This window comes from Paenarthrobacter sp. PAE-2 (assembly GCF_026013155.1).
Lineage (GTDB): Bacteria > Actinomycetota > Actinomycetes > Actinomycetales > Micrococcaceae > Arthrobacter > Arthrobacter ureafaciens.
In genome coordinates this window covers 100155-124452 of record NZ_JAPDNV010000004.1, presented here as the reverse complement: position 1 = coordinate 124452, position 24298 = coordinate 100155, and the positions used below count along the sequence as shown (strand labels likewise).

Sequence of the window (24298 nt, the reverse complement as noted above, 5' to 3'; positions counted from 1 at the left end):
CACGTCCCGGTGGCGTAGCCTGAATTCATGAGTGTTCAGCTGGGCATGCCGCCGCTTCCCTCGGGCGGCACGGCAGGAACGGGACAGGTTCCGCCCCCGCGGCCCGCCGATGTGCCGACGGGGTTGTGGGACCGTTACGGACGCCGCGCCACCGACATGCGGCTTTCCCTGACCGACAAATGCAATCTTCGGTGTACCTATTGCATGCCCGCCGAGGGACTTGAGTGGCTCTCCAAGCAAGCCGTCATGACCAAGGACGAGATCGTACGGATCGTGCGTGTCGGCGTCGGGGCCCTGGGCGTCCGCGAACTGCGCCTGACCGGCGGCGAACCCTTGGTACGGGCCGACCTGGTGGACATCATTGCTGCCCTTCGCGCAGAACATCCGGACCTCCCCATCTCCATGACCACCAATGGCGTCGGCCTGGACAAGAAAGCCGCTGCCCTGAAGGCCGCGGGCCTGACCCGCATCAACGTTTCCCTCGACTCCCTGCACGAGGAAACGTTCACCAAGCTCACCCGGCGGCCCTTCCTGGACCGCGTCCTTGCTGGCGTGGATGCGGCCTGGGAAGCAGGGCTGGGACCGGTCAAGCTGAACGCTGTCCTGATGCGCGGCATCAATGACGCCGAGTCCCCGCACCTGCTGGCATGGGCGTTGGGCCGTGGTTACGAACTGCGGTTCATCGAGCAGATGCCGCTTGACGCGGACCACGGCTGGACGCGCCGCAACATGATTACGGCCGCCGAGATCCGGGAGATGTTGTCGACTGAGTTCGTGTTGAGCGCGGATCCGCGCGAACGCGACGGGGCTCCGGCGGAACGTTTTGAAGTACGACGCCGGGATGCGGCTACCGGTGAACCGTCAGGTGAGGTCCTCGGAACAGTGGGCATCATCGCGTCCGTCACCGAACCGTTCTGTGCCGATTGCCGCCGGACCCGGATCACCGCCGAAGGCAAGATCATGAGCTGCCTCTTCTCCCACGAAGAGTTTGACCTTCTGGGCCTCCTCCGCGCTGGAGCAACGGACCAGCAACTCGCCGAACGGTGGCAGGACGCGATGTGGGTCAAGCCCAAGGCCCACGGCATGGACCACACGGGCCTGGGTGCACCTGACTTCGTGCAACCTGACCGCAGCATGAGCGCAATCGGAGGCTGATACCTTGCTCGTCCGCTACTTCGCTGCCGCGCGCGCCGCGGCAGGCGTTGAAGAAGAAATCCACCACCTTCCGGAAGGCACCAGCCTGGAAGCCTTGCTGGAAGCGGCGCTCGCCGTCGAACGTCCCCAGCCTCCCGAAGGCACCCCGACGCTTGCGCGGATTGTGGCAAGGAGCAGTTTCCTGAGGAATGAGGTTGCCGTCAGAGACCACTCCGCGCCGCTGGGAGTGGAGGACGTCATCGACGTCCTGCCGCCTTTCGCCGGCGGTTAGGCCTTCCGGAAGACGCTCTTGAGCAGCGGGCTGAACGCGGTTCTGCCTTCCAGGCGCAGTTCCGCGGTGTGAACCAGGGTTCCTTCTTCCACGCGGAACGTGTGGCGGGCCACGCCGTCGGCCGTTCGCCGCTCGAAACCCAAGATGCCCGATGTCCAGTGGCCGCGGACCGGCGCTGAGGGCGCATGCCCACGGCTGTCCACGTAGTACCACAGGGTGCCGCCGTGCACCGGATCCACCGTGAACATCCCGTGGCCTTCAAGGTGGGCGCCGCCCGGCTCCTTGTGCCTGTAGCTCTGGACGACGGCATGCCCGCCGGCTGCAGCCGTGAACACAGCCTCGGCCTCAGCCGTACGTGCCGGCCCCCACGCCGAGGACGCTATCTCCGTGATGCCCCGCCAGCGCCCCAGGAAGGGGCGCAGGACCTCTGCGGCGTTCTTTGGTGTGTCCACGGCGACTCCAGCGGTTGCTTTAGAACCCGAACGTTTCGTTCTCGTCAAAGGGTCCCACGACGGTGATGGTTCGCGGCGCTGCGGCGAGCTCTTTGGCGAGTTCCTGGACTTCGTCCACCGTGACCGCCCGGATACGTTCCAGAGTCTCGTCGATATCCTGGAACTCTCCGGAGACCAGCTCGGCCCGGCCAAGGCGGGACATCCGCGAACCGGTGTCCTCCAGGGCCAGGACGATGCCACCACTCAGTTGGCCCACTGCTTTGCGCAGTTCCTCCTCCGTGATGCCGTCGGCCGCGAGCTTGTCCAGCTCCACGCCCAGCAGTTCGAGGACCTGGCGGACCTTGGAGGGGGTGCAGCCTGCGTACATGCCGAAGTATCCGGCATCGGCGTAGGCCGCTGAGAAGGAATACGTTGAATAGACGAGCCCGCGCTTCTCCCGGATTTCCTGGAACAGCCTGGAGGACATCCCGCCGCCGAGGACGGCGTTGAGCACGCTCATGACGAAGCGGCGGTCATCCGTGGCCACGATCGTAGGGCAGCCCACGATGATGTTGGCCTGCTCCACCGGGCGCTTCACGACGTGCAGTCCCGCTGTGCCGGTAATGACGGCACGATCGGTGGGACGGCGGTCGACGGGAGCTGCCCCGGGGTCGAGATTCCATCCCGCCGCCTGCAGCGCCTTCAGGACAAGATCGCACACGACGTCATGGTCCAGGCCTCCGGCAGCGGTAATCACCAGCTCCTCCGGACGGTAGTAGCGCTGGTAGTGCGCCCATACGGAGTCCCGGGCGACGGCCTTGATGGCATCGGGCGTTCCCCCGATAGGGCGGGCCAGGGGGTGGCTCCCCAGAACTGCCGCCACAAACTTCTCGTGGGCGACGTCCGTTGGATCGTCACTGTCCATGGCGATCTCTTCGAGGATGACGTCGCGCTCCTGCTCAAGTTCCGCGGGGTCGAGGACGGCGCCCGTGATCATGTCGGCAATGACGTCGATGGCCATGGGCAAGTCTGAGTCCAGCACCCGCGCGAAGTAGCAGGTGCTCTCCTTCGCGGTCGCCGCGTTGGACTCGCCACCCACCTCGTCGAACGCCGAGGCTATTTCCAGTGCGGTCCTGCGCTTGGTTCCCTTGAACAACAAGTGCTCCAGGAAGTGCGTTGAACCATGCTGGCCCTCGGCCTCGTCGCGCGAACCAACTGCGACCCAGAACCCGATGGTGGCAGAGCGCTGGCCCGGCATTGCCTCGGTAAGCACCCGGACGCCGCCTGGCAGGACGGAACGCCTCACGACAGAGCCGCCTTCGGCTCCGTGAATCAGTTCGCCGCCGGGAAGTGTTTGCTCCAAGGGCAAGGGTACGACAGTCATTAAAACCTTTCAGATAAGCCGGAAGGGCCGGTGGACTTTACGGCCCACCGGCCCTTTCAGGGTACTGCTTGCAGACTACTCTGCGGACTCTTCAGCGGTCTCCGCCGGTGCGTCGCCGGAAGCTGCTTCTTCCTCGGCCACAACCGGGGAGAGGGAGAGCTTGCCGCGGTCGTCGATCTTGGTGATCTCAACCTGGACCTTCTGGCCCACGGAAACAACATCATCAACGTTGTCCACACGCTTGCCGTTGGCCAGCTTGCGGAGTTCGGAGATGTGCAGGAGGCCGTCCTTGCCCGGAGTCAGGGAGACAAAAGCGCCGAACGTGGTGGTCTTCACCACGGTGCCCAGGTAGCGTTCGCCGACCTCGGGAACCTGCGGGTTGGCGATGGCGTTGATAGCAGAGCGTGCTGCGTCTGCAGACGGGCCGTTCGTCGCGCCGATGTAGACCGTGCCGTCGTCCTCGATGGAGATATCCGCGCCGGTGTCTTCCTGGATCTGGTTGATCATCTTGCCCTTGGGGCCGATGACTTCACCGATCTTGTCCACGGGGATCTTCACGGCGATGACGCGCGGTGCGAACTCGGAGAGCTCGTCCGGGGTGTCGATTGCGGCGTTGATGACCTCGAGGATGTGGAGGCGGGCTTCGCGGGCCTGCTTCAGGGCTGCTGCCAGGACCGATGCCGGGATACCGTCGAGCTTGGTGTCCAGCTGGATGGCCGTGACGAACTCGGAGGTACCGGCAACCTTGAAGTCCATGTCGCCGAAGGCGTCTTCGGCACCGAGGATATCGGTCAGGGCTGCGTAGCGGGTCTGACCGTCAACCTGGTCCGAAACGAGGCCCATGGCGATGCCTGCCACAGGAGCCTTCAGCGGCACGCCGGCGTTCAGCATGGAGAGCGTCGAAGCACACACCGAACCCATGGAGGTGGAACCGTTGGAGCCAAGGGCCTCGGATACCTGGCGGATGGCGTAGGGGAATTCCTCGCGGCTGGGCAGGACCGGAACCAGGGCGCGCTCAGCGAGTGCACCGTGGCCGATTTCGCGGCGCTTCGGGGAACCCACGCGGCCGGTTTCACCGGTGGAGTACGGCGGGAAGTTGTAGTTGTGCATGTAGCGCTTGCGCGTCACCGGCGACAACGAATCGATCTGCTGTTCCATCTTCAGCATGTTCAGCGTGGTGACACCCATGATCTGGGTCTCGCCGCGCTCGAAGATGGCCGAACCGTGCACGCGGGGCAGAACCTCAACCTCGGCGGTCAGCTGGCGGATGTCCGTCAGGCCACGGCCGTCGATGCGGATCTGGTCCTTCAGGATGCGCTGGCGGACGACGTGCTTGGTGACCGAACGGAATGCTGCGGACAGTTCCTTCTCGCGGCCTTCGAATTCGGCGGCGAGCGAGCCCAGGACTTCGTCCTTGAGTTCGTCGGAGGCGTTGTCGCGTTCCTGCTTGTCCGCGATCTGGAAGACAGCGGCGAGCTTCTCGGCGGCAGCGGCCTCGACAGCGGCGTAAGCGTCGTCCTGGTAGTCAAGGAAGACGGGGAACTCAACGGTCGGCTTGGCAGCGCGGGCTGCCAGGTCTGCCTGCGCGTCGCACAGTGCCTTGATGAACGGCTTCGCAGCCTCAAGGCCCTCGGAGACAACCTCTTCGGTGGGAGCGGTAGCGCCCTGTTCCTTGATGAGATCCCAGGAGTTGTCCGTGGCTTCTGCCTCGACCATCATGATGGCGACGTCGTCACCAGCTACGCGGCCGGCAACAACCATGTTGAAGACGGCGTTCTCAAGCTGGGAGTGCTTGGGGAAGGCCACCCACTGGGAACCCTGCTCGTCAGCGATGAGCGCAACGCGGACGCCGCCGATCGGACCGGAGAACGGCAGGCCGGACAGCTGCGTGGACATGGAAGAAGCGTTGATGGCAACGACGTCGTAGAGCTCGTCCGGGTTGATGGCCAGGACGGTGACGACGATCTGAACCTCGTTGCGGAGGCCCTTGACGAAGGCCGGGCGCAGCGGGCGGTCCATCAGGCGGCAGGCCAGGATGGCTTCCGTGGAAGGACGGCCTTCGCGGCGGAAGAACGAACCCGGGATGCGTCCGGCAGCGTACATGCGCTCTTCGACGTCAACGGTCAGCGGGAAGAAGTCGAAACCTTCGCGCGGCTGCTTGCCTGCGGTGGTTGCGGAGAGAAGCGCGGTGTCGTCGTCGATGTACACCATCGACGCGCCGGCAGCCTGCTTGGCGAGGCGGCCGGTTTCGAAGCGGATAACGCGCTTGCCGAAGCGGCCGTTGTCGATTGTGGCTTCTGAGAACTGGATTTCGGGACCCTCCATGGGTCACCTCCGTTTCTGTTGGCGGAAGTCGCCGCACCAACCCAGGCCCCTTCTTTATTACTGGCCTGTACGACACCCGGTCATCGATCGAGATCCACGGGCTGCAGCGTCAAACGACGCCCCTCCCGGGAATCACTACCGAGGACCGCGAATGCGCGATGCGGTTGATTCCTGTTTTTAATTGTGGTGAAGAAAGCGGCCCGCTCCGCGAAGGACCGGGCCGCCAAGGCAGACTAGCGGCGCAGGCCGAGACGCTCGATGAGCGAACGGTAGCGGGCGATGTCGGTGTCCTTCAGGTAGGAAAGCATGCGCTTGCGGCGACCAACCAGGGCGAGGAGACCGCGCTGGGTGTGGAAGTCGTGCTTGTGCTGCTTCATGTGCTCAGTCAGATCCTTGATCCGCTGAGTCAGGACTGCAACCTGGACCTCGGGCGAACCGGTGTCGCCTTCAGAGGTTGCGTATTCCTTGATGATGGACTGCTTTACAGCGGCGTCAAGTGCCACGTGAACTCCTAGAGTTGTGCCGTGCTTCCCGCCCAACACTTCGCTGGCGGGTTGCCTTGGGTGCGTCGCCGCACACAAAAACAGGTCCAGCTGCCACGGACTGCGGCCGGAACCACTCATCAGTTTACCGGCAGGTCAGTGTTGTTGTCGAAAGCGCTAACCCCGCACCAGCAACTCGTGCGCTTGGGCGACGTCGAGGTTCATTTGTTCCACCAGGGCTTCCGGCCCTTGGTAGGCCACCATGCCCCGCAGGCGCCGGGTGAATTCCACCGCCACCGTTTGCCCGTAAAGGTCGAAGTCCTCCACCGCTTCCCGGGGGCGGTCTATCACGTGGGCCTCCACCTGGCGGCTCACACCGTCGAACGTGGGATTGGAACCGACGGAGATCGCTGCAGGCCAACGGGTCCCGGATTCATCGATCAGCCAGCCGGCGTAGATGCCGTCGGCGGGAACGTACCCGGTGGAATCATGGGACAGGTTCGCGGTAGGAAAACCAAGGTCGCGGCCCCGCGCGGCACCATGGACCACCTCGCCGCGCATACGGTGCGGGCGCCCCAGGACCGCTGCGGCGGTGACGACGTCGCCTTGCGACAATGCTTCGCGCACCCACGTCGAGGAGCACCGGCGGTCCGCGTCGCCGTCGTGATGGAGGGGGAAGCCGCCGGCTCCGTACTCGTTGACTACCTGGACGCTGAACCCCAGCTTCTCCCCCAGCTCTTGCATGGTGCCGACGTCTCCGCCGTTACCGGCACCGAAGCGGAGGTCGTGGCCCACCACCACATGTTCGGCATGAAGGCCTTCCACCAGCACGTCCCGCACGAATTCCAGCGGGGTCATGGCGGCGAGCTCCAGGGTGTACTTCATCACCAACACCGCATCCAAGCCGGTGGAGCCCAAAGCCTCAAGCTTATCCTGCAGTCCCATGATCAGCTCGGGGGCAGACTCCGGACGGTGGACCTGCGCCGGGTGGGGATCGAACGTCACTGCCACTGCGGGGATGTTGTGCCGCCGGGCGGTCTGGGTGACTTGCGCGAGGACATGCTGATGACCGCGATGAACGCCGTCAAAGTTGCCGATGGTAACGACTGTTGGGCCGAAGTCGCGCGGGACCTCGGTGGGATCGTTCCAAATGTGGACCATCAACCTCGCCTTTTACTGCTGATTTTCGTTGCACCCGGCAACCATCCGGCGCCGGAACAATCTAAGGTTACCCGCAATACGCCTCAGGCCCGGGACGGAGAATCCGACGGCCTGCGCCGGTTCAGCCACAGCAGTCCCAGGATGGGCAGCACGAGCGGCACGAAGCCGTAGCCGCGTCCGAAGACCGACCACACGGTGTCATGCGGGAAGGCCACGGGATCGAACAGGCTCATCGCCCCCACGACCAGCACCCCGATAAGTTCAACGAGGACAGCGGCCAGCGAAACCTTGAACCAGGTTCGTCCCGGCTTGGCGAGCGATACGGTGGCCACGATGTACACGACGGCGGCAAACGCCGACAACAGATGCGCCAACGGAGCTTCGGAGAACTTGGTAGCGATCTGGTAGCCCGCACGCGCTGTCGCCGAGAGGGCAAAGACACCGTACACGGCAATCAACAACCGTCCTGGGCCGGTGTTACGGGTGTCCTTCTGACCGGTTCCGGCGGTTTCGGACTCAATCCCAGTCACGATGTGTTCTTCCTTCATGTCAGTACCAGATCTGGTTCATGCGGGCAGCCATCACCAAAGCCGTGACGCCCACGGCGGCCAGGACAAAGTTGCTCCAGCGGGTGCGTTCCAGGATGGACCAGTACACAGCGCCCACGGGAACTATGAGGGCTGTTGCGAGGTAGCCCCAGAACTCCCAGGGCTCCCCCGCGATCTGCTCCCCCATGGCGACCCGCACGATGGAACCCACCAGGTAGACCAGCAGGGCCAGCTCCACGGCAAGGACGGAGAAAATTGTGGCGTCGTTGGGCGCCTTTTTCATCAGGCCGGCCACAACACACATGATCGTGGAGATGAGGCCCACTATGAGGATGGAGTAAAAGTATCCGTCCATTGTCAGTTGTTGCTCTCCGTTCCCGCGTCAGGGGCAGCAGCCGAGGCCGCCGGGGCCGCCGCCCCGGTTCCCGGCGCGAAGACCAGCACCGGTCTTGCAAAGGCTCCCGTGTCCGCCAGGAGGGCAACCAGTTCGCCCGACGGCGCGAAGGCCGCGGCGGGATTCTCCACCGTGGCAGCCTCCGGGGTCCCCGCGCCGGGTCCGGCGGCGATGCGGCGACCGAAGGAAATCTCCGTTGCCTCGTCTTCGCTCAAGTCGCGGTTGGACATCAGCGACCGTGCCGCGGCGGACATCTCCAGAACCTCAAGGTCTTCGGCAAGCTGTTCCAGTGTCCGTGCCTGGTCGATCGTGTACGGGCCAACCTGGGTCCGCCGAAGCTTCGTCAGGTGGCCCCCGACCCCGAGCGCATTTCCCAGGTCCCGCGCCAAGGCGCGGATGTACGTGCCGGACGAGCATTCGACCGTGACGTCGACGTCCACTACCCTGCCGCCGTCGATCCTTTCGATGCCGTGGACATCGAAGCGATGGATGGTCACCGGACGGGCGGCAAGCTTGACTTCCTCGCCGGAGCGGACGCGGGCGTAGGACCGTTCGCCGTTGACCTTGATGGCGCTGACGCTGCTGGGCACCTGCTGGATGGGGCCGGTCAGGGCAGAGACGCCGGCAGCGATGGCGGCATCGGTGACATCGACGGCGGTCCGCGTCTCGGTAACGTCGCCCTCGGCGTCGTCGGTGATAGTGGTTTCGCCCAGTCGGATGGTGGCCGTGTAGGTCTTGGAGGTACCCACGATGTACGTCAGTAGCCGCGTGGCCTTATTTATGCCAAGGACAAGGACACCCGTGGCCATGGGATCGAGCGTGCCCGCGTGCCCCACTTTCCGGGTACCTGCCAGCCGCCGCATCCGGCCAACCACATCGTGGCTGGTCCATCCCTGCGGTTTGTCAACGATCACCAGTCCAGAAAGCACGCTTACCAGTATATCGGTGGCTAGGATGGCTCCCATGCCCCAGCTTGCCGAGCACGTCCGCGATGTCCCCGTCAACCAGATCCGCGAAATCACCGAGGCGGCCTGGGCCACTCCCGGGGCGGTGGTCCTGAGCATCGGCGAACCCGGTTTCCCGCTGGCAAGGCATGTGATCGAGGCGGGCATGGCGTGCCTGGATCGTGACGAGACCAACTACACGCCCAACGCCGGGATCCCCGCCCTGCGGGAGGCGTTTGCCGCACGTTTCCGCGAAACGCAGCACGTAGCCGTGGGATCCGAGCGGGTCTACGTCGTGGACGGGGCGCAGCAGGGCCTGCACTTCGTGATGAGCATGCTGCTCTCCCCCGGCGATGAAATCCTGATCCCCAATCCCGGGTACCCCACCTTCGCCATGACCAGCCGCCTCCTCCACGCCGTGCCGGTCGAATACCCGCTCTACCCGGAGAACGACTTCCAGCCGCACATCACGGACATCGAAGCGCTCATCACCCCGCGGACCAAAGTGCTGATCCTCAACTCGCCGTCGAATCCGCTGGGCGCCGTTATCCAGGAAGACACCATGCGCCAGCTGGTTGACCTGGCCGTACGGCACGATCTCTGGATTATTTCCGATGAGTGCTACGAAGCGTTCACCTTCGACGTTCCGCATGTCAGTCCCGCGCGCTTCGATAGCGATGTCCCGGGCCAGGCACGCGTTTTCACGTCGCTGACGTTGTCCAAGACGTACGGACTGACAGGCTTGCGCATCGGCGCCTTGGTGTGTCCCCCGGGCATGGAGAAGCTGATGAACAACGTGATGGAGTCGATCGTCTCCTGCGTGGCGTCGCCATGCCAGTACGCGGCCCTCGCGGCGCTGACCGGGCCCCAGGACTATGTCGACACCGCCCGCGACCACTACAGGAGCAACTGTGATGCCGCCTCGGCCATCCTCACGGCGAAGGGCATACCGTTCCTGGGGGCGCAGGGAGCTTTCTATCTCTGGGCGGATGTCTCGCACGTCAGCGGCGGGGACGTCCGGGCGTGGACCCGCGCTTTCCTGGCCTCATCCGGCGTGGCTTTCGCCCCGGGCACTGCCTTCGGGTCGATCGGCGAAGGCTGGATCCGCATCGCTCTGTGCGGCAAGCAACAGGACCTGCTCGACGGCGTCGGACGGCTTCCCGCCAAGGCCTGAGGCGGATGCCCGACGGCGGAGCGCAGCAGCGTCAGTAGTCGACCCGCCCCGCATAGTTCCGCCACGCCTCGAACGGGGAATCTGACGCCGTCAGCGGGGTGTGCTCCACCGGCAGCAGCTCGGGACGGGTACCGGCAAAGTATTCATAGAAGAGGGCATCGTCAAAGCCCGCACGCGCCGCGCCGTGGCGGTCCGCTGCGTAATAGACGTGCCCGATCCTCGCCCACAACGTCGCCGACAGGCACAGCGGACAGGGTTCGCAGCTTGCGTAGAGCACGGAACCGGTGAGGTCGAAATTAGCCGTATCAGCCGCCGCGCGACGGATGGCCACGACTTCGGCGTGCGCCGTGGGATCGTTGTCCAGGGTCACGCGGTTGACGCCTTCATGAACGGCCCCGTCCGGAGTGACCACCACGGCACCGAAGGGGCCACCGCCGTCGGAGACGTTCCTGATCGCCAACCGGATGGCCTGTTCAAGGTACTCGTTGCGTTGTTCTTCGCTGTGTGCTGGCATGCCTCGATCCTAGCGAGTGCGGAGACGAAAAAATGCCCCCGGGAACAAGGTCCCGGAGGCATTTTCCGATAACACGGCTAGCGGTTGCTGTCTTCGTCCAGGTCGTCATCGGCGGTGAGGTCGATGTCCTCTTCGTCGAAATCGTCTTCGTCAACGTCATGCGCTGAGTCGCTCTTGTACGGGTCTGCCTCGCCTGCGTGCTTGGCGCTGGCGCGCAATGCGGCAAGCTCCGCATCACGGCGCTTGGCTTCGCGCAGGAGCTCCTCGAGGTTCGAGGCGTTGACCGGGATCTGGTCGGCAACAAACTCGAGGGTAGGCGTCAGGCGCACGGTGATGTTGCGGCCGACTTCCTGCCGCAGTACGCCCTTGGCCTTCTCCAAGGCCTTTGCGGCATCGGACTGTGCAACCTCGTCGCCGAACACGGTGTAGTACACCGTGGCATGCTGCAGGTCGTTGGTGACGCGGGCGTCGGTGACGGTGACGGACTCGACGCGCGGATCCTTGACCCGACGCCCGAGGGCCTCGGCAACCACGACCTTAATCCGCTGTGCCAATTTGGCAGCGCGTGCCGGATCAGCCATGACTTCCTCCTGGAAAGTAGAAACGGGAACGGAACGGGTCCGCCGGGATAATCCCGGCGGACCCGCTCCAACGGAACCTTAGACGCGCGGCTTCTCGCGCATCTCGAAGGTCTCGATGATGTCGCCTTCGGCGATGTCGTTGTACGAGCCAAGACCGATACCACACTCGAAGTCGCTGCGGACTTCGGTGGCGTCGTCCTTGAACCGCTTGAGGGTCTCAACGGTGAGGTTGTCACCGATGACCTTGCCGTCACGGCTGACGCGTGCCTTGGCGTTACGGCGGATGATGCCCGTACGGACGATCGAGCCGGCGATGTTTCCGAACTTGGAAGAACGGAAGACCTCGCGGACCTCGGCGGTACCAAGCTGGACTTCCTCGTACTCCGGCTTGAGCATGCCCTTGAGGGCCATCTCGATGTCATCGATTGCTGCGTAGATGACGGAGTAGAAGCGCATGTCCACGCCTTCGCGGTCGGCCAGTTCGGCCACCCGCTCGGCAGGCTTGACGTTGAAGCCGATGATGATGGCGTTGTCCACCGTCGCCAGGTTGACGTCATTCTGCGTGATGGCACCCACACCGCGGTGGATGACGCGGAGCTGAACGTCGTCGTCGCCGACGTCGATCTTGAGCAAGGCATCTTCGAGGGCTTCCACGGCACCGGAAACGTCACCCTTGAGGATGAGGTTGAGGGTGTCGATCTTGCCTTCGGCAACAGCCTGGTCGAAGTCTTCGAGGCTGATGCGCTTGCGGCGCTTGGCCAGTGCGGCGTTACGGTCCGCGGCTTCACGCTTCTCGGCGATCTGGCGGGCCGTACGCTCGTCCGGCGTCACCAGGAAGGTGTCACCTGCACGCGGCACGTTGGACAAACCGAGGACCTGGACCGGACGCGACGGCAGTGCCACGTCCAGTGCCTCACCGTTCTCGTCGAACATGGCGCGGACGCGGCCGTGTGCAGTACCTGCAACGATCGTGTCTCCGACGGCCAGGGTTCCGGACTGCACCAGGACGGTGGCAACCGCACCGCGGCCCTTGTCCAGGTTCGCTTCGATGGCAATGCCGCGAGCGTCCTTGTCCGGGTTGGCACGCAGGTCCAAGGCGGCGTCGGCCGTGAGCAGGACAGCGTCGATCAGTTCATCGATGTTCAGGTTCTGGCGTGCAGAGACCTCAACGAACATGGTGTCGCCACCGTATTCTTCGGGAACCAGGCCGTACTCGGTGAGCTGGCCCTTGACCTTGTCCGGGTTGGCGCCTTCCTTGTCGATCTTGTTCACGGCCACCACGATCGGCACACCGGCCGCCTGGGCGTGGTTGAGCGCTTCAACCGTCTGCGGCATGACGCCGTCATCGGCTGCGACAACCAGGATCGCGATGTCGGTGACCTTGGCACCACGGGCACGCATGGCCGTGAAGGCCTCGTGACCCGGGGTGTCAATGAACGTGATGTCGCGGGCAGTGCCCTCGTGGACGTGGCTGATCTGGTAAGCACCGATGTGCTGGGTGATGCCGCCGTGTTCGCCGGCCACAACATTGGAGTTGCGGATGGCGTCCAGGAGGCGGGTCTTACCGTGATCAACGTGGCCCATGACCGTAACAACGGGTGCACGCGGCTCAAGGACGTCGTCACCTTCGGCATCCAGTTCACCCTGGAGGTCGATGTCGAACGAGTCGAGGAGTTCGCGCTCCTCGTCTTCCGGAGAGACAACCTGCAGCTTGTAGCCGAGTTCCTCGCCGAGCAGGGCGAAGGTGTCCTCGTCCAAGGACTGCGTTGCCGTAGCCATCTCGCCGAGGTGGAACAGAACCGTCACCAGCGAGGCGGGGTTTGCATCAATCTTCTCTGCGAAGTCAGTGATGGAGGAACCACGACGCAAGCGGATGATCGTTTCGCCGTCGCCGCGGGGTACGGTGACGCCGCCCAGCGACGGAGCGCTCATCTGCTCCAGTTCCTGGCGCTTTGCGCGCTTCGACTTACGCTGCTTGCCACGGCCTGCGCCGCCCTTGCCGAACGCACCCTGGGTACCACCGCGACCGCGGCCACCCTTGCCGAAGCCACCGCCGGCGGGAGCTCCGCCACCGGTGCCACCACCGGGTCCGCCGCCGGGACGGCCCGGACCACCCGGACGACCCGGACCACCCGGGCGACCCCCGGTGGGAGCCGGACGCTCAGTGCGGTTGGGCATCATGCCCGGTGTAGGACGGTTTCCGCCAGGGCCCCCGCCGGGGCGGGGAGCACCGGGACGGGGAGCGCCGGGACGGGGAGCGCCGGGGCGCGGACCGCCTGAGCCTGCAGCGGGACGGGGACCACCGGAACCGGCTGCCGGACGGGGACCGCCGGCGCCTGCTGCAGGGCGGGGACCGCCGGAACGCTCACCGTCAGTGCGGCCACCCGGACGGGGCATGCCCTGGGACGTTGCAAAGGGGTTGTTGCCCGGACGCGGCGGACGTTCACCATCGCCACCACGGCCGCGGGGCATGCCCTGGGACGTAGCGAACGGGTTGTTGCCCGGACGCGGACCGCCCGGACGGGGTGCCTGTCCACCCGGACGGGCAGAGGACGAGTCCGACTTGGGAGCAGGCCGGGCACCGGGCTTTGCCGCAGACGGAGCGGATGCAGCCGGAGTGGACGCAGCCGGAGCCGCGGGCGCCGCCGGAGCAGGCGTGGAGGCAGCCGGAGCTGCCGGAGCCGGAGCAGCCGGAGCCTTCGGTGCTGCAGGTCCCGGAGTCGGCGCAGCCGGACGGGATGCTGCCGGTGTTGAGGGACGTGCTGCAGGTGCAGCTGAGGGGGCGGCGGACTTTGCAGCGCCGGCACCCGGGAAAGCGTCGCGAAGCTTCTTCACGACGGGGGCCTCAATGGTGGAAGAGGCGGAGCGAACGAATTCGCCCAATTCCTGCAGTTTGGTTACTGCATCTTTGGAAGTAATACCGAGCTCTTTGGCGAGCTCATGTACGCGGACCTTGGCCACATTTCTCCTGTCTCGGTCCGCACCGAGCCAGGCACGAACCGTCTACTTCTTACTGCGGGCCCTTACCGCTTCCACGGCGGACAGGCCCATTGCAGAGCGCAACAAAGTTGTCATCGTTACGCACTCATCGCTGGGAACTCATCGGGTTTCCATCAGATTTCTGACCCGCTTTCAGGTTTGGACGGTTTTCCCGCGGAGGCCTGGGCCTCCGCAAGTGGCATACCCGGCATGAAATAGCGTTCGACGGCGGTCGTTTCGGCAGCGCCCGCAAGGGCCCTTCCGAAAGCGCGCCGCTTGATCGCCAATGCCAGGCATTTTTCGTCGGGGTGCAGCCACGCACCCCTGCCGGCCATCCGGCGTCGTTCATCCACTACGACAACGGACGAACCGTTGCCTTGGGCGACCAGCCGGAGGAGCTCGGACCGGGAGCCTTGCTTCCGGCATCCAATGCAGGTGCGGACAGGGCCAGGGCCATGTCCGGGCAGTTCAGCCACTATGTGTCCCAACCTGCCTTACGCACCTCCACGAACGGATACCGGACGTAAGCCCGGTTCCATCTATTCTAGCCCCCTGCTCCTGACAGCCGAAACCGGAACCCCCGCGGGGAATGGCGGGGGCTCACGGCACAGGCCTTATTCAGTCAGTTTTAGTGCCGGCAGCGTCGGACACGATGTCGATCCGCCAGCCGGTCAGCTTGGCGGCGAGCCGCGCATTCTGGCCCTCCTTGCCGATGGCCAGTGACAGCTGGTAGTCCGGCACAACCACACGTGCCGAACGCGTGGCCTCATCAGTGATGGTGACCGAACTCACCCTCGACGGCGACAACGAGTTCGCGATGAACGTTGCGGGATCCTCGCTGTAGTCGACGATGTCGATTTTTTCGTCGTTCAGCTCGGTCATGACCGCGCGGACACGGGAGCCCATCTCGCCGATGCATGCACCCTTGGCGTTGACGCCGGGGGCGTTGGCCTTGACTGCAATCTTGGTCCGGTGCCCGGCCTCGCGGGCGAGTGCCACGATCTCCACGGAACGGTCAGCGATCTCCGGGACTTCCATTTCGAAGAGCTTGCGGACCAAGCCGGGGTGCGAACGGGACAGGGTGATGGACGGACCCTTGGCGCCACGGTGGACATCGACGACGAAGGCACGCAAGCGGCTTCCGTGCAGGTACTTCTCCCCCGGAACCTGTTCGGGCGGCGGCAGCAAAGCCTCCACCGTGCCCAGGTTGACCTGGATCATGTGCGGGTTGTTGCCCTGCTGGATCATGCCGGCCACGAGTTCGCCCTCACGGCCCTTGAACTCACCAAGGACGTTGTCGTCCTCGACGTCGCGAAGGCGCTGGAGGATGATCTGGCGTGCGGTGCTGGCCGCAATGCGGCCGAACCCTGCAGGGGTGTCCTCGAACTCGCCAACGGCCTCGCCGTCGTCGTCGATTTCGGTTGCCCAGATGGTCACGTGCCCGCTCTTGCGGTCAAGCTCTGCGCGGGCCCGCTCGAAGGCGCCGGGCGTCTTGTGGTAGGCCACCAGGAGCGCCTGCTCGATGGTGGGGATCAGGAGGTCCAGCGGGATTTCACGCTCACGCTCCAGAAGTCTCAGTGCGCTCATGTCAATATCCATTAGGCCTCCTCGGAAGGTCCATTGTGTTCGTCTGCCAGCCCGGCCTCCTGGAGGTGGCTGAATTCAATCTCGACTTTTCCTTGGCGGATCCTGTCGAAAGGAATAGTGATGGGGTCACCCTGCTTGGGCTTCATGCCCTTCTTGACCTCGTGCTCGGGGATAAGGGTCACACCCGAATCATCCACGGATGCGATGCGCCCGAGGATGTTTTCTCCCTGAATGACGTTGACCTTGACCATGCGGCCACGTGCGCGGTGCCAATGCCGCGGTTCGGTCAACGGGCGTCCGACGCCGGGCGAGGACACCTCGAGGTCATAGGGACGGCCGTCGTCGTGGGGATCGTTGTCAAGGATATCGGACAGCCCACGGGACACATCGGCGATCGCGTCAAGGCTGACACCGCCGGTCTCCTCCTGGGGCAGGTCCACCACCACATGAACGGTCCGGTGCGACCCGGCGACATGGATGGAGACGTCCTCAAGGTAGAGCCTGTTGGCCAGGACAGCCGGCTCCAGCAGGGCCTTGAGCCTGCTTTCTTCCGGGTTGTGGACGGTGGCCGATGAGTCCGTGCCAGCACGGTCTGTTGAAGTAGTGGCTTCCGAGTCACTCACGCTGCCCGCCGCCTCCCGATAGATGTTGTTGTGACTACTAGCCTAACGATTTTCGCGGCAACATGGTGCACCGGCTTCACCCGCCGCATGACACCATGGTGATTTGTGAACAAGCTGATGAGCCCGAAAAAGACGCCGCGTCATTGGCCGCGCATCGTGCTCGTTGGCTTGGTTGCGCTGCTGGTGGCCGCTACCGGAATGGTCATCCTTCCGCGGGATTCCGGGGATCCTGAGCCGGTTCCGTTCTCTGAAAGTGCACGCGCGGCCGCCTACGAAGACGCGGCAGCCCTGCGGGAATCCGCCGGTCGGCTGGTGGACGCGCAAGGAAGCAACGCTGCGGATACCGCGTTGGCCGACGCTGTGACATTGCTGACAACCCATGCACGGGCCCTGCTGAAGGCCGGGGACCGTCCACCCGTGGAATCCCCGACACGTACCGGCGTTACGGACCTGGACACCCCGGCTGACGTGGCTACCCGCCTTTCCGCCAGCGGAGGACAGCGCCTCCGCGATGCAGAGAAGGCCGACGGCGGGACATCCCGGCTGCTGGCCGCCGTCGGAACCGCCCAGGTCCTGGAAGCCGAAAGAATCGCAGCCCGGCTCAAGCTGCCCGCCCCCGCTCCTGCAGGACCCGCCGCTTCTCCAGCACCCGCTGCTTCTCCAGTGCCAGCTGCTTCGGACTCCGGCGGACAGGACGCGGCCTGCTCATCGGCCAGCCCGGCGACGGATCCGGCCGCCGCGACCACGGCGTCGGCCTTGGCTGCTGCCGTGCGGTTGGAACACGAATCGGTCTACGTCTATCAGGTAGCACTGAAGCGGCTCCCGGAGGCGGAGGCAAGCGCAGCCGCGAAGTCGTTGGCGGCACATCAGCAGCTGCTCAAGGAAGCCGAGCTGCTGACGCGTGCCAACTGCGCGGATGTTCCCCGGCGAGAGGCAGGCTACCGCCTCGGCGAGCACTTCACGGAGGACCCTGCCGCCGCCCTGGGCATGATGGAAATCGGCTCCCTGCCGGCGTTTGGTGACCTGATCGCCCTCTCTGACGGACGGACCCGGGCGTGGGCCGCCGAAGCCCTGATGGCAGCCACACGGCGCGCCCTGGCCTGGGGTGCTGCGTGGCCCGCGCTGCCGGGCCTGGCGGTGGACGTTGAGGACCTGCCTGCACTGCCAACGCCTGTTCCCACCGCGGCGGGCAATTAGCGGGGCGTGTCCCGGCCAGGAACGGCAACAACCCGGGTGCGGGAGCTAGGCTGAGGACGTGGGACCACACGCTGCGATTCCGATCCCGGGCGAGCTGCACGCCCGGTACAACCGCGACTCCGCCGGGCGGGATTGGCTGGCAAGCCTCCCCGGGCTCATCCGGGGCGCAGTGGACCGCTGGGACCTCCAAGTGGACCTCGGGCCAGGGAACCAACCATGGAACGGCCACGGGGCCGTGGTTATCCCGGTTCTCCGCAACAACAAGCCGGCAGCCCTGAAGATCGCCTACCCCCACGACGAAGCCATTGCCGAGCCCCTCGCCCTGGCACTCTGGAACGGAAACGGCGCGGTGCGACTCCTCGAGGTGGACAGCCGGAACTGTTCAATGCTGCTGGACCGCTTGGACGCATCGGCGTCGCTGCAGGATGTACCGGTGGACCAGGCGCGCGAGGTCTGGGCCGACGTCGTCCGTCGATTGTCGATCACCCCGGACGACAGGCCGGAATGGCTGGCCATGGATCACATTGCAGCGACTGCCGAGCGATGGACTGATGAGCTCCCGCAGGACTGGGCACTCCTGGGCATGCCCTTCCCCCGCTGGCTGCTGGAAGCGGCACTGGAGGTCTGCCAGACCCGCGGCGCAGTGGGCCGCCGCTCAGGCAAGGACGTCCTGGTCCACACTGACCTTCACTTCATGAACATTCTGGCCACAGAGGACGGAAAGGGCTGTCTGGCCATCGATCCCCAACCGCAGATCGGCGAGGCCGAGTTTGCTGTGGCACCTGTTCTGTGGAACCGGATCCCGGACCTGCCGCCCGCAGACCCGGAGACGGGATTACGTGAGCGGTGCCTGGGGTTCAGCATCGCAGCCGGACTCGATCCCGAGGCCGCCCGGCAGTGGAGCATCGCCCGCGAGGTCCACAACGCCCTGTGGTATGCCCAAAAACACGGCCACAGCGGCGACGTGGCGCGTTCCCTGTGGGTGGCCAGCACGCTGGCAGGCAAGACCCTGGACGGTCTCCCCCGCGCCCACGAGCTTCCGGTTCCAGGAGCGGCCCGGAGCTAAGCGAAGTTCTCGTTCCACACGTCAATGCCAAGCTTGATGACCAGCGCGGCGACGACCACCAGGAAGACCAGCCGGACAAAACGGCTCCCCCTGGCCACGGCCGTGCGGGCTCCGAGGTAGCCGCCGGCCATGTTGGAGAACCCCAGGACGAGGCCAACGCCCCACATCAAGGAGCCGTGCGGGAGGAAGAAGAGCAGAGCACCGGCGTTGGTGGCCATGTTGACGATCTTCGCCTTGGCGCTGGCTTCCAGGAACGCATAACCGAGCGCGGACACCAAGGCGACGACCAGGAACGAGCCCGTGCCCGGTCCGATCAGGCCGTCATAGAAACCGATGACGCCGCCAATCAGGCAGGCAATGACGTAATGCCTGTGTCCGTCGTGGCGTAACGCCGTCAACTCGCCTGCGTTCGGGCGCACGGCAGTAAAAACGGCGACGACGATGAGCGCCAGCACAATAATGGGCTTGAAAACGCTGGCCGGCAGCGACGCGGCAAGAACCGCCCCGCCGAAGCTGCCGGCGAGGGCGATGACTGCCATGGGAACGGCCGTCCTGAGGTCAGGACCAACGCGCCGGTAATACGTGGCGGCACTGGTGGCAGTACCAAAGATGGACCCCATCTTGTTGGTGGCCAGCGCCTGGACAGGGGTGATCCCCGGTACCAGGAGCAATGCGGGCAACTGGATCAGTCCGCCGCCGCCCACCACTGCGTCAACCCAGCCGGCCGCGAATCCAGCCACCACAATCAAGATGAGCGTGGTGAGCTGGATTCCTTCGAAGCCGGAGATCAACGGCTGCGGACAGCGTTGACCACGTAATCGACGGCCTTGTCCACCGGGACATTTTCAGCCTCGCCGCTGCGGCGGTCCTTGATCTCAACGACGCCGTCAACCAGGCCGCGGCCGACAGCGAGGATGGTGGGAACGCCCAAGAGCTCCGCGTCCCCGAACTTCACGCCCGGAGAGACCTTGGGACGGTCGTCGAAGATGACGTCCAGGCCCGCGTCCTGCAGCTCCGCGGAAAGATTCCCGGCAGCATCGAAGATCTCGTCACCGCGGCCTACAGCCACAACGTGGACGTCGGCCGGAGCAACCGAGCGCGGCCACACCAGGCCACGGTCGTCATGGTTGGCCTCGGCGAGGGCAGCCACGGCACGCGTGACGCCTACACCGTAGGAGCCCATGGTGACCACCACCTGCTTGCCGTTCTGGTCCAGTACCTTCAGGTCCAGGGCTTCGGCGTACTTGCGGCCGAGCTGGAAGATGTGGCCCATCTCGATGCCGCGGGCAGTTTCCAAGGGACCGGAGCCGTCCGGAGCGGGATCTCCCGCGCGGACCTCCGTGCTTTCGATGACGCCGTCCCATGTGAAGTCGCGGCCGGCGACGAGTCCAAAGACGTGCTTGCCGTCCAGGTTGGCGCCGGTAATCCAGGTGGTACCGGCGACGACGCGCGGGTCCACCAGGTAGAGGAGCTTGGAGGAACCCTCGAGCCCCAGGACAGCTTCATCAACGGAAAGGCCCGGGCCAATGTAGCCTTTGACCAGCCACGGCAGCTTCTTGAGGTCTTCCTCGTTGGCAGCTTCGAGTCCCACCTCTCCGCCGATGGGCAGGAAGGCGCCGATATTGGCTTCAACGCGCTTGAGGTCAACCGCGCGGTCGCCGGGGACGCCGATGACTACGATCTGGCGCTCACCCGTGGGCAGGGTGACGGCAAGGACGACGTTCTTGAGCGTGTCGGCGGCTGTCCAGGCGCCGCCGTCGGACCCGCTGCGGGGAGCGAGCTGGTTGGCAGCGTCCACCAGGGTTTCGATGGTGGGCGTATTCGGGGTGTCCAGCACCTCGGCAGCCGGGGCGTTGGTGAAGTCGATCTCCGCCGGGACAACGGTGGTGACTGCTTCGACGTTGGCAGCGTAACCGCCGGCCGACCGGACGAAGGTGTCCTCGCCGATCTCCGTGGGGAAGAGGAATTCTTCGCTCTTGGAGCCGCCCATGGCTCCGGCGGTGGCCGCTACCGGAACAACTTCCAGGCCCAGGCGCTCGAAGATCTTGAGGTAGGCGGCACGGTGGGCGGCGTAGCTGGCGTCCAGGCCGGCGTCGTCAACGTCGAAGGAGTAGGAGTCCTTCATGATGAACTCGCGCCCACGCAGCAGGCCGGCCCGCGGACGTGCCTCGTCCCGGTACTTGTTCTGGATCTGGTAGAGGCTCAACGGCAGGTCCTTGTAGGACGAGTACAGGTCCTTGACCAGCAGCGTGAACATCTCTTCGTGCGTCGGCGCAAGCAGGTAGTCCGCCCCCTTGCGGTCCTGGAGGCGGAAGAGGCCTTCGCCGTACTCGGTCCAGCGGTTGGTGGCCTCGTAGGGTTCCCGCGGCAGGAGGGCAGGGAAATGCACTTCCTGGGCGCCGATGGCGGCCATTTCCTGGCGGATGATCTCCTCCACCTTGCGCAGCACGCTCAACCCCAGCGGCAGCCAGGTGTAGATGCCGGGAGCAGCCCGTCGAATGTAGCCGGCGCGGACCAAAAGCTTGTGGCTGGCCACCTCGGCGTCGACGGGATCTTCGCGCAAAGTGCGCAGGAACAACTGGGAGAGGCGAAGGACCACGGGTACTTATCCGTTTCTATGGCAGCAGGGCAAAAAGAACTCCTACTAATCTACCGGCTGGCGGGAGCGCCTTTGGAACGTGGAAACAGATGAGCCACGCCTTCGCGTTTGGAAGCCCCTGGCCGAACCGGCTGGTCATCCTGCAATGGCGTGGCTCAACGGCCGGCCGGCCGCAGACTCCGTATGGAGACTAGACTCCTGTTCCCTCCAGCGGAAAAGGACCTCCTGCGGCTGGGAAGCATTGGTCACTGCCGAGCTTATGGATGGACGGAGGGCACCACATACCCTTTGAGGTAAGTTCCATGGTTTCCCCCTTTGCCACCCTTGCCCCCAACGACACGGCTAGGGACGAATGTATGTGATTGGAGACACCTTTTCAAGGAACCACCCGCCCCGGGGCATTGACGGGTGGCCTGTCCCGGCCTAGCTTCAATTCACCGGTTGGTGAATCAGCTATGCGTCGGGAGGCACGCAATGCCGCGCGGAACAGCCCCTTCCCAGGACCCGGAAACTGCCGCAATCGCGGCCTCAGGGTTGCACGTCTCCAGGGGGCGGACCACAATCCTGCGCGGGTTGGAGTTCAGCATCATGCCGGGGCGGATTACGGGCCTGATTGGTCCCTCCGGCAGTGGAAAGACCACTCTCATGCGGGCGATCGTCGGCGTACAGAAGATCAGCGGGGGAACCTTGAGCGTCCTTGGCCGCCCGGCGGGCAGCGCATCCTTGAGGAACGACATCGGATATGTCACCCAGGGTGCCAGCGTCTACGGAGACCTGAGCGTGGCAGCGAACGTCAAGTACTTCGGCGCCCTGCACGGCGCGACGGCGGCGGACGTCGCCCAGGCGATTGCCGCCGTCGGGCTTGAATCCCACATGCGCCGGAAGGCCGTAGACCTTTCAGGCGGGCAGTTCAGCCGCGTGTCGCTGGCCTGTGCCTTGGTGGCGCATCCCGCGCTGTTGGTGCTCGATGAACCGACAGGGGGCCTGGACCCGGTGCTGAGGGCCGAGCTGTGGGGACGGTTCGCGGCAATGGCTGCTGCAGGAACCACGTTGCTGATCTCCTCCCACGTCATGGAGGAGGCGTCCCATTGTTCGTCGTTGCTGCTGCTGCGCGACGGACAGTTGCTGGCACAGCTGACGCCGGAGGAACTGGCCCGACGCGGCCGGAACAAGGACCTTGAACGGGCGTTCCTGGCCATGATCACCGATGCCCGCAAGGCTGGTGCCGCATCATGAACCTGCGCATGACCTTGGCTACCGCCGCACGCGTCCTGGGCCAGCTGCGGCACGATCACCGCAGTATTGCCCTCATCCTGGTGGTTCCGGCACTGCTGCTGGCAGCCGTCTATTTCCTGTTCGAAAACGAGACGTTGCCGCCAGGGGTTCCAAGGACCTTCGACCGCGTGGGCCTGATGATGCTCGCCATCTTCCCGTTTGTGGTGATGTTCCTCGTCACGTCAATCACCATGCTCCGCGAACGGACCTCGGGAACGCTTGAGCGGCTGCTGACCACACCCATTCACAAAGCGGACCTGCTGTTCGGCTACGCCCTGGCCTTCTCCCTCATGGCTGCCCTGCAGTCCCTGGTGGCTACAGCCGTTGCCTACTGGATTTTCGACTTGGACATCAAAGGAAGCCCCGGCTTGGTGGTGATGATCGCCGTGATCAATGCCGTCCTCGGCGTGGCACTGGGGCTGCTGTGTTCGGCGTTTGCCCGGACCGAGTTCCAGGCCGTCCAGTTCATGCCGGTGGTCGTAGTGCCGCAGATCCTGCTGTGCGGACTCTTTGTGGCCCGGGAGAACATGAACGATGTCCTCGACGGCATCTCAGGTGCGCTCCCGTTGACTTTCTCGGTCGATGCCCTGCAGGAAATCGCAGCCCACGCCGACGCCACGGAAGCCCTGTGGCAGGATACGGCCGTGATGGGTGGAATCGTGGTGGGAGTCCTGGTGCTCGCTTCCCTGACGCTGCGGAGGCAGACCACATAAGCCAGCGGCGGAAGGTGCTTGCCGCAGCAGAAACGCAGCGGGCAGTTGTGGCTGTTCCCGGCTTGGGAGCAACCACAACTGCCCGATGGCTGCGTGCTACTTGATGAGTGCCGCGGCCTGATCCATCAGGGCGCCTGCTGCGGCAACCCCTTCGCTCTCAGCGTTGGCACCGGAGGCGGTTGCCGAAATCAGCACGCCGTCCTTGATGGCAAAGCCCATGTACGTGGACTGGCTCCGGCCGTCGGGCAGGACCATTGCGGTCTTGAAACCCTTGGCCCCGGGCACGGAGCTGATGCCGTCGAATTTCTCGGTGCTGACCTTCAAAGTGGAACCGCCCATGGTCATGGTCATGTTCGCGCACTTGGCAGCCTGGTCCTCGTTGTCTTCCAGGCTCTTCGTCAGAACTTCCTTGTCGACGCCGGAAATGAGCGAGATGCCGGTGACCACCTGGGCATCCGTGTCAATCTTGGCTCCTGCTGCGGCCGTGGAGCCCTCGATCGACTGGGACGCACCCAGGGTGCTGAGCTCTTTGCACTCTGCCGGTTCGATGGTCATCTGGCTGATGAGTTCCTTGAGCGGGTTCTGCTGGCTGGCAAGATCGTCAATGGCAGAGACCGTAAGTTCGGACCCGTCGTCGGCCTTGATCTGCTTCACGAGGTCTACGAGCTCCTGCGTGGTGTACTGCTTTGCCTCGGTGGGCGTGGGTGTGGCGGACGGGGTTTCGCCGGCCGGAGCCGAGGACGCAGCGTCCGTCGATGCGCCGCCGCCACATGCAGTAAGTCCGATGACCAAAAGTCCTGCTGCGGCAAATCCGCGCAGAGCGTTCCTCTTCATTTTTTCCCCAATGAGTTCGAGCGATGAGCCGACAATTGTTGGCCGGGACAAGCCTACAAGC

25 protein-coding genes are annotated in these 24298 nt (G+C 64.8%); 8 read left to right on the top strand and 17 right to left on the bottom strand.

The window, feature by feature from the left end:
- Nucleotides 1-27 precede the first annotated feature (27 nt).
- A complete protein-coding gene (gene moaA / locus OCL88_RS03705) occupies nt 28-1155 on the top strand; it encodes a GTP 3',8-cyclase MoaA (RefSeq protein ID WP_264961664.1) in 1128 nt (375 codons plus the stop codon).
- Between the two features lie 4 nt (nt 1156-1159).
- On the top strand, nt 1160-1426 hold the full coding sequence (locus OCL88_RS03700; protein ID WP_264961663.1) for a MoaD/ThiS family protein: 267 nt from the start codon (nt 1160-1162) through the stop codon (nt 1424-1426).
- Here OCL88_RS03700 and OCL88_RS03695 read toward each other — a convergent pair.
- From OCL88_RS03695 to truB, 8 genes are all read right to left on the bottom strand, one after another.
- The gene (locus OCL88_RS03695) at nt 1423-1878 is read right to left on the bottom strand and encodes a DUF1579 domain-containing protein (RefSeq protein ID WP_264961662.1); all 456 of its coding nucleotides are present in this window, start codon (nt 1876-1878) and stop codon (nt 1423-1425) included. The genes OCL88_RS03700 and OCL88_RS03695 overlap by 4 nt on opposite strands.
- A 19-nt stretch (nt 1879-1897) precedes the next feature.
- Nucleotides 1898-3241, bottom strand: a complete 1344-nt coding sequence (locus OCL88_RS03690; RefSeq protein WP_264961661.1) for a M16 family metallopeptidase — start codon at nt 3239-3241, stop codon at nt 1898-1900.
- A 75-nt stretch (nt 3242-3316) separates the two neighbouring features.
- On the bottom strand, nt 3317-5566 hold the full coding sequence (locus OCL88_RS03685; RefSeq protein ID WP_264961660.1) for a polyribonucleotide nucleotidyltransferase: 2250 nt from the start codon (nt 5564-5566) through the stop codon (nt 3317-3319).
- Nucleotides 5567-5799: 233 nt separating this feature from the next.
- The gene (gene rpsO / locus OCL88_RS03680) at nt 5800-6069 is read right to left on the bottom strand and encodes a 30S ribosomal protein S15 (protein ID WP_021472634.1); all 270 of its coding nucleotides are present in this window, start codon (nt 6067-6069) and stop codon (nt 5800-5802) included.
- A 156-nt stretch (nt 6070-6225) separates the two neighbouring features.
- Entirely contained in the window at nt 6226-7209 is a 984-nt protein-coding gene (locus tag OCL88_RS03675) for a bifunctional riboflavin kinase/FAD synthetase (RefSeq protein ID WP_264961659.1), read from the bottom strand.
- A gap of 83 nt (nt 7210-7292) precedes the next feature.
- Entirely contained in the window at nt 7293-7757 is a 465-nt protein-coding gene (locus OCL88_RS03670) for a hypothetical protein (RefSeq protein WP_264961658.1), read from the bottom strand.
- Between the two features lies 1 nt (nt 7758).
- A complete protein-coding gene (locus tag OCL88_RS03665; RefSeq protein WP_021472631.1) occupies nt 7759-8112 on the bottom strand; it encodes a hypothetical protein in 354 nt (117 codons plus the stop codon).
- 2 nt (nt 8113-8114) lie between these two features.
- Complete coding sequence (truB, locus tag OCL88_RS03660; protein WP_264961657.1) at nt 8115-9080, bottom strand: tRNA pseudouridine(55) synthase TruB; 966 nt, start codon at nt 9078-9080, stop codon at nt 8115-8117.
- A gap of 34 nt (nt 9081-9114) precedes the next feature.
- Between truB and OCL88_RS03655 the strand changes: the two genes are divergently transcribed.
- Nucleotides 9115-10269: a pyridoxal phosphate-dependent aminotransferase gene (locus OCL88_RS03655; protein WP_264961656.1), complete on the top strand. Its 1155-nt coding sequence runs from the start codon at nt 9115-9117 to the stop codon at nt 10267-10269.
- A 31-nt stretch (nt 10270-10300) separates the two neighbouring features.
- Here OCL88_RS03655 and OCL88_RS03650 read toward each other — a convergent pair whose 3' ends face one another.
- From OCL88_RS03650 to OCL88_RS03635, 4 genes are all read right to left on the bottom strand, one after another.
- Nucleotides 10301-10783, bottom strand: coding sequence for a nucleoside deaminase (locus OCL88_RS03650; protein WP_193591637.1), 483 nt, complete (start codon nt 10781-10783; stop codon nt 10301-10303).
- Between the two features lie 77 nt (nt 10784-10860).
- Nucleotides 10861-11364, bottom strand: coding sequence for a 30S ribosome-binding factor RbfA (rbfA, locus tag OCL88_RS03645; protein WP_264961655.1), 504 nt, complete (start codon nt 11362-11364; stop codon nt 10861-10863).
- A 78-nt stretch (nt 11365-11442) separates the two neighbouring features.
- The gene (gene infB / locus OCL88_RS03640) at nt 11443-14325 is read right to left on the bottom strand and encodes a translation initiation factor IF-2 (protein ID WP_021472626.1); all 2883 of its coding nucleotides are present in this window, start codon (nt 14323-14325) and stop codon (nt 11443-11445) included.
- A 152-nt stretch (nt 14326-14477) separates the two neighbouring features.
- A complete protein-coding gene (locus OCL88_RS03635) occupies nt 14478-14732 on the bottom strand; it encodes a YlxR family protein (protein ID WP_410868074.1) in 255 nt (84 codons plus the stop codon).
- Here OCL88_RS03635 and OCL88_RS21255 point away from each other — a divergent pair.
- Nucleotides 14652-14870: a hypothetical protein gene (locus OCL88_RS21255; RefSeq protein WP_370583593.1), complete on the top strand. Its 219-nt coding sequence runs from the start codon at nt 14652-14654 to the stop codon at nt 14868-14870. The two genes, OCL88_RS03635 and OCL88_RS21255, sit on opposite strands and share 81 nt — an antisense overlap.
- A 91-nt stretch (nt 14871-14961) precedes the next feature.
- On the opposite strand, the gene nusA is transcribed toward OCL88_RS21255, so the two are convergent.
- Nucleotides 14962-15942: a transcription termination factor NusA gene (nusA, locus tag OCL88_RS03630; RefSeq protein WP_062095972.1), complete on the bottom strand. Its 981-nt coding sequence runs from the start codon at nt 15940-15942 to the stop codon at nt 14962-14964.
- Nucleotides 15942-16553 (bottom strand): ribosome maturation factor RimP, encoded by a 612-nt coding sequence (gene rimP, locus OCL88_RS03625; protein ID WP_062095970.1) that lies wholly within the window; start codon nt 16551-16553, stop codon nt 15942-15944. Before rimP ends, nusA begins: the two co-directional genes overlap by 1 nt.
- 117 nt (nt 16554-16670) lie before the next feature.
- Between rimP and OCL88_RS03620 the strand changes: the two genes are divergently transcribed.
- Together OCL88_RS03620 and OCL88_RS03615 are read left to right on the top strand one after the other, a co-directional pair.
- On the top strand, nt 16671-17750 hold the full coding sequence (locus OCL88_RS03620; RefSeq protein ID WP_264961653.1) for a ferritin-like domain-containing protein: 1080 nt from the start codon (nt 16671-16673) through the stop codon (nt 17748-17750).
- 58 nt (nt 17751-17808) lie between these two features.
- Entirely contained in the window at nt 17809-18816 is a 1008-nt protein-coding gene (locus OCL88_RS03615) for an aminoglycoside phosphotransferase family protein (protein WP_264961652.1), read from the top strand.
- On the opposite strand, the gene OCL88_RS03610 is transcribed toward OCL88_RS03615, so the two are convergent.
- The gene (locus tag OCL88_RS03610) at nt 18813-19607 is read right to left on the bottom strand and encodes a sulfite exporter TauE/SafE family protein (protein ID WP_264961651.1); all 795 of its coding nucleotides are present in this window, start codon (nt 19605-19607) and stop codon (nt 18813-18815) included. The genes OCL88_RS03615 and OCL88_RS03610 overlap by 4 nt on opposite strands.
- Nucleotides 19604-21415: a proline--tRNA ligase gene (locus OCL88_RS03605; RefSeq protein WP_264961650.1), complete on the bottom strand. Its 1812-nt coding sequence runs from the start codon at nt 21413-21415 to the stop codon at nt 19604-19606. The genes OCL88_RS03610 and OCL88_RS03605 overlap by 4 nt, the downstream gene beginning before the upstream one ends.
- 474 nt (nt 21416-21889) lie before the next feature.
- Here OCL88_RS03605 and OCL88_RS03600 point away from each other — a divergent pair, with 474 nt between their 5' ends.
- Both OCL88_RS03600 and OCL88_RS03595 read left to right on the top strand, forming a co-directional pair.
- On the top strand, nt 21890-22651 hold the full coding sequence (locus tag OCL88_RS03600) for an ABC transporter ATP-binding protein (protein WP_264961649.1): 762 nt from the start codon (nt 21890-21892) through the stop codon (nt 22649-22651).
- Between the two features lie 8 nt (nt 22652-22659).
- Nucleotides 22660-23403 carry an ABC transporter permease gene (locus tag OCL88_RS03595; RefSeq protein WP_166184186.1) on the top strand — a complete coding sequence of 248 codons (744 nt, stop codon included), beginning with the start codon at nt 22660-22662 and terminating at the stop codon, nt 23401-23403.
- A 96-nt stretch (nt 23404-23499) separates the two neighbouring features.
- On the opposite strand, the gene OCL88_RS03590 is transcribed toward OCL88_RS03595, so the two are convergent.
- Nucleotides 23500-24237 carry a hypothetical protein gene (locus OCL88_RS03590; protein WP_193591641.1) on the bottom strand — a complete coding sequence of 246 codons (738 nt, stop codon included), beginning with the start codon at nt 24235-24237 and terminating at the stop codon, nt 23500-23502.
- Nucleotides 24238-24298: the final 61 nt, after the last annotated feature.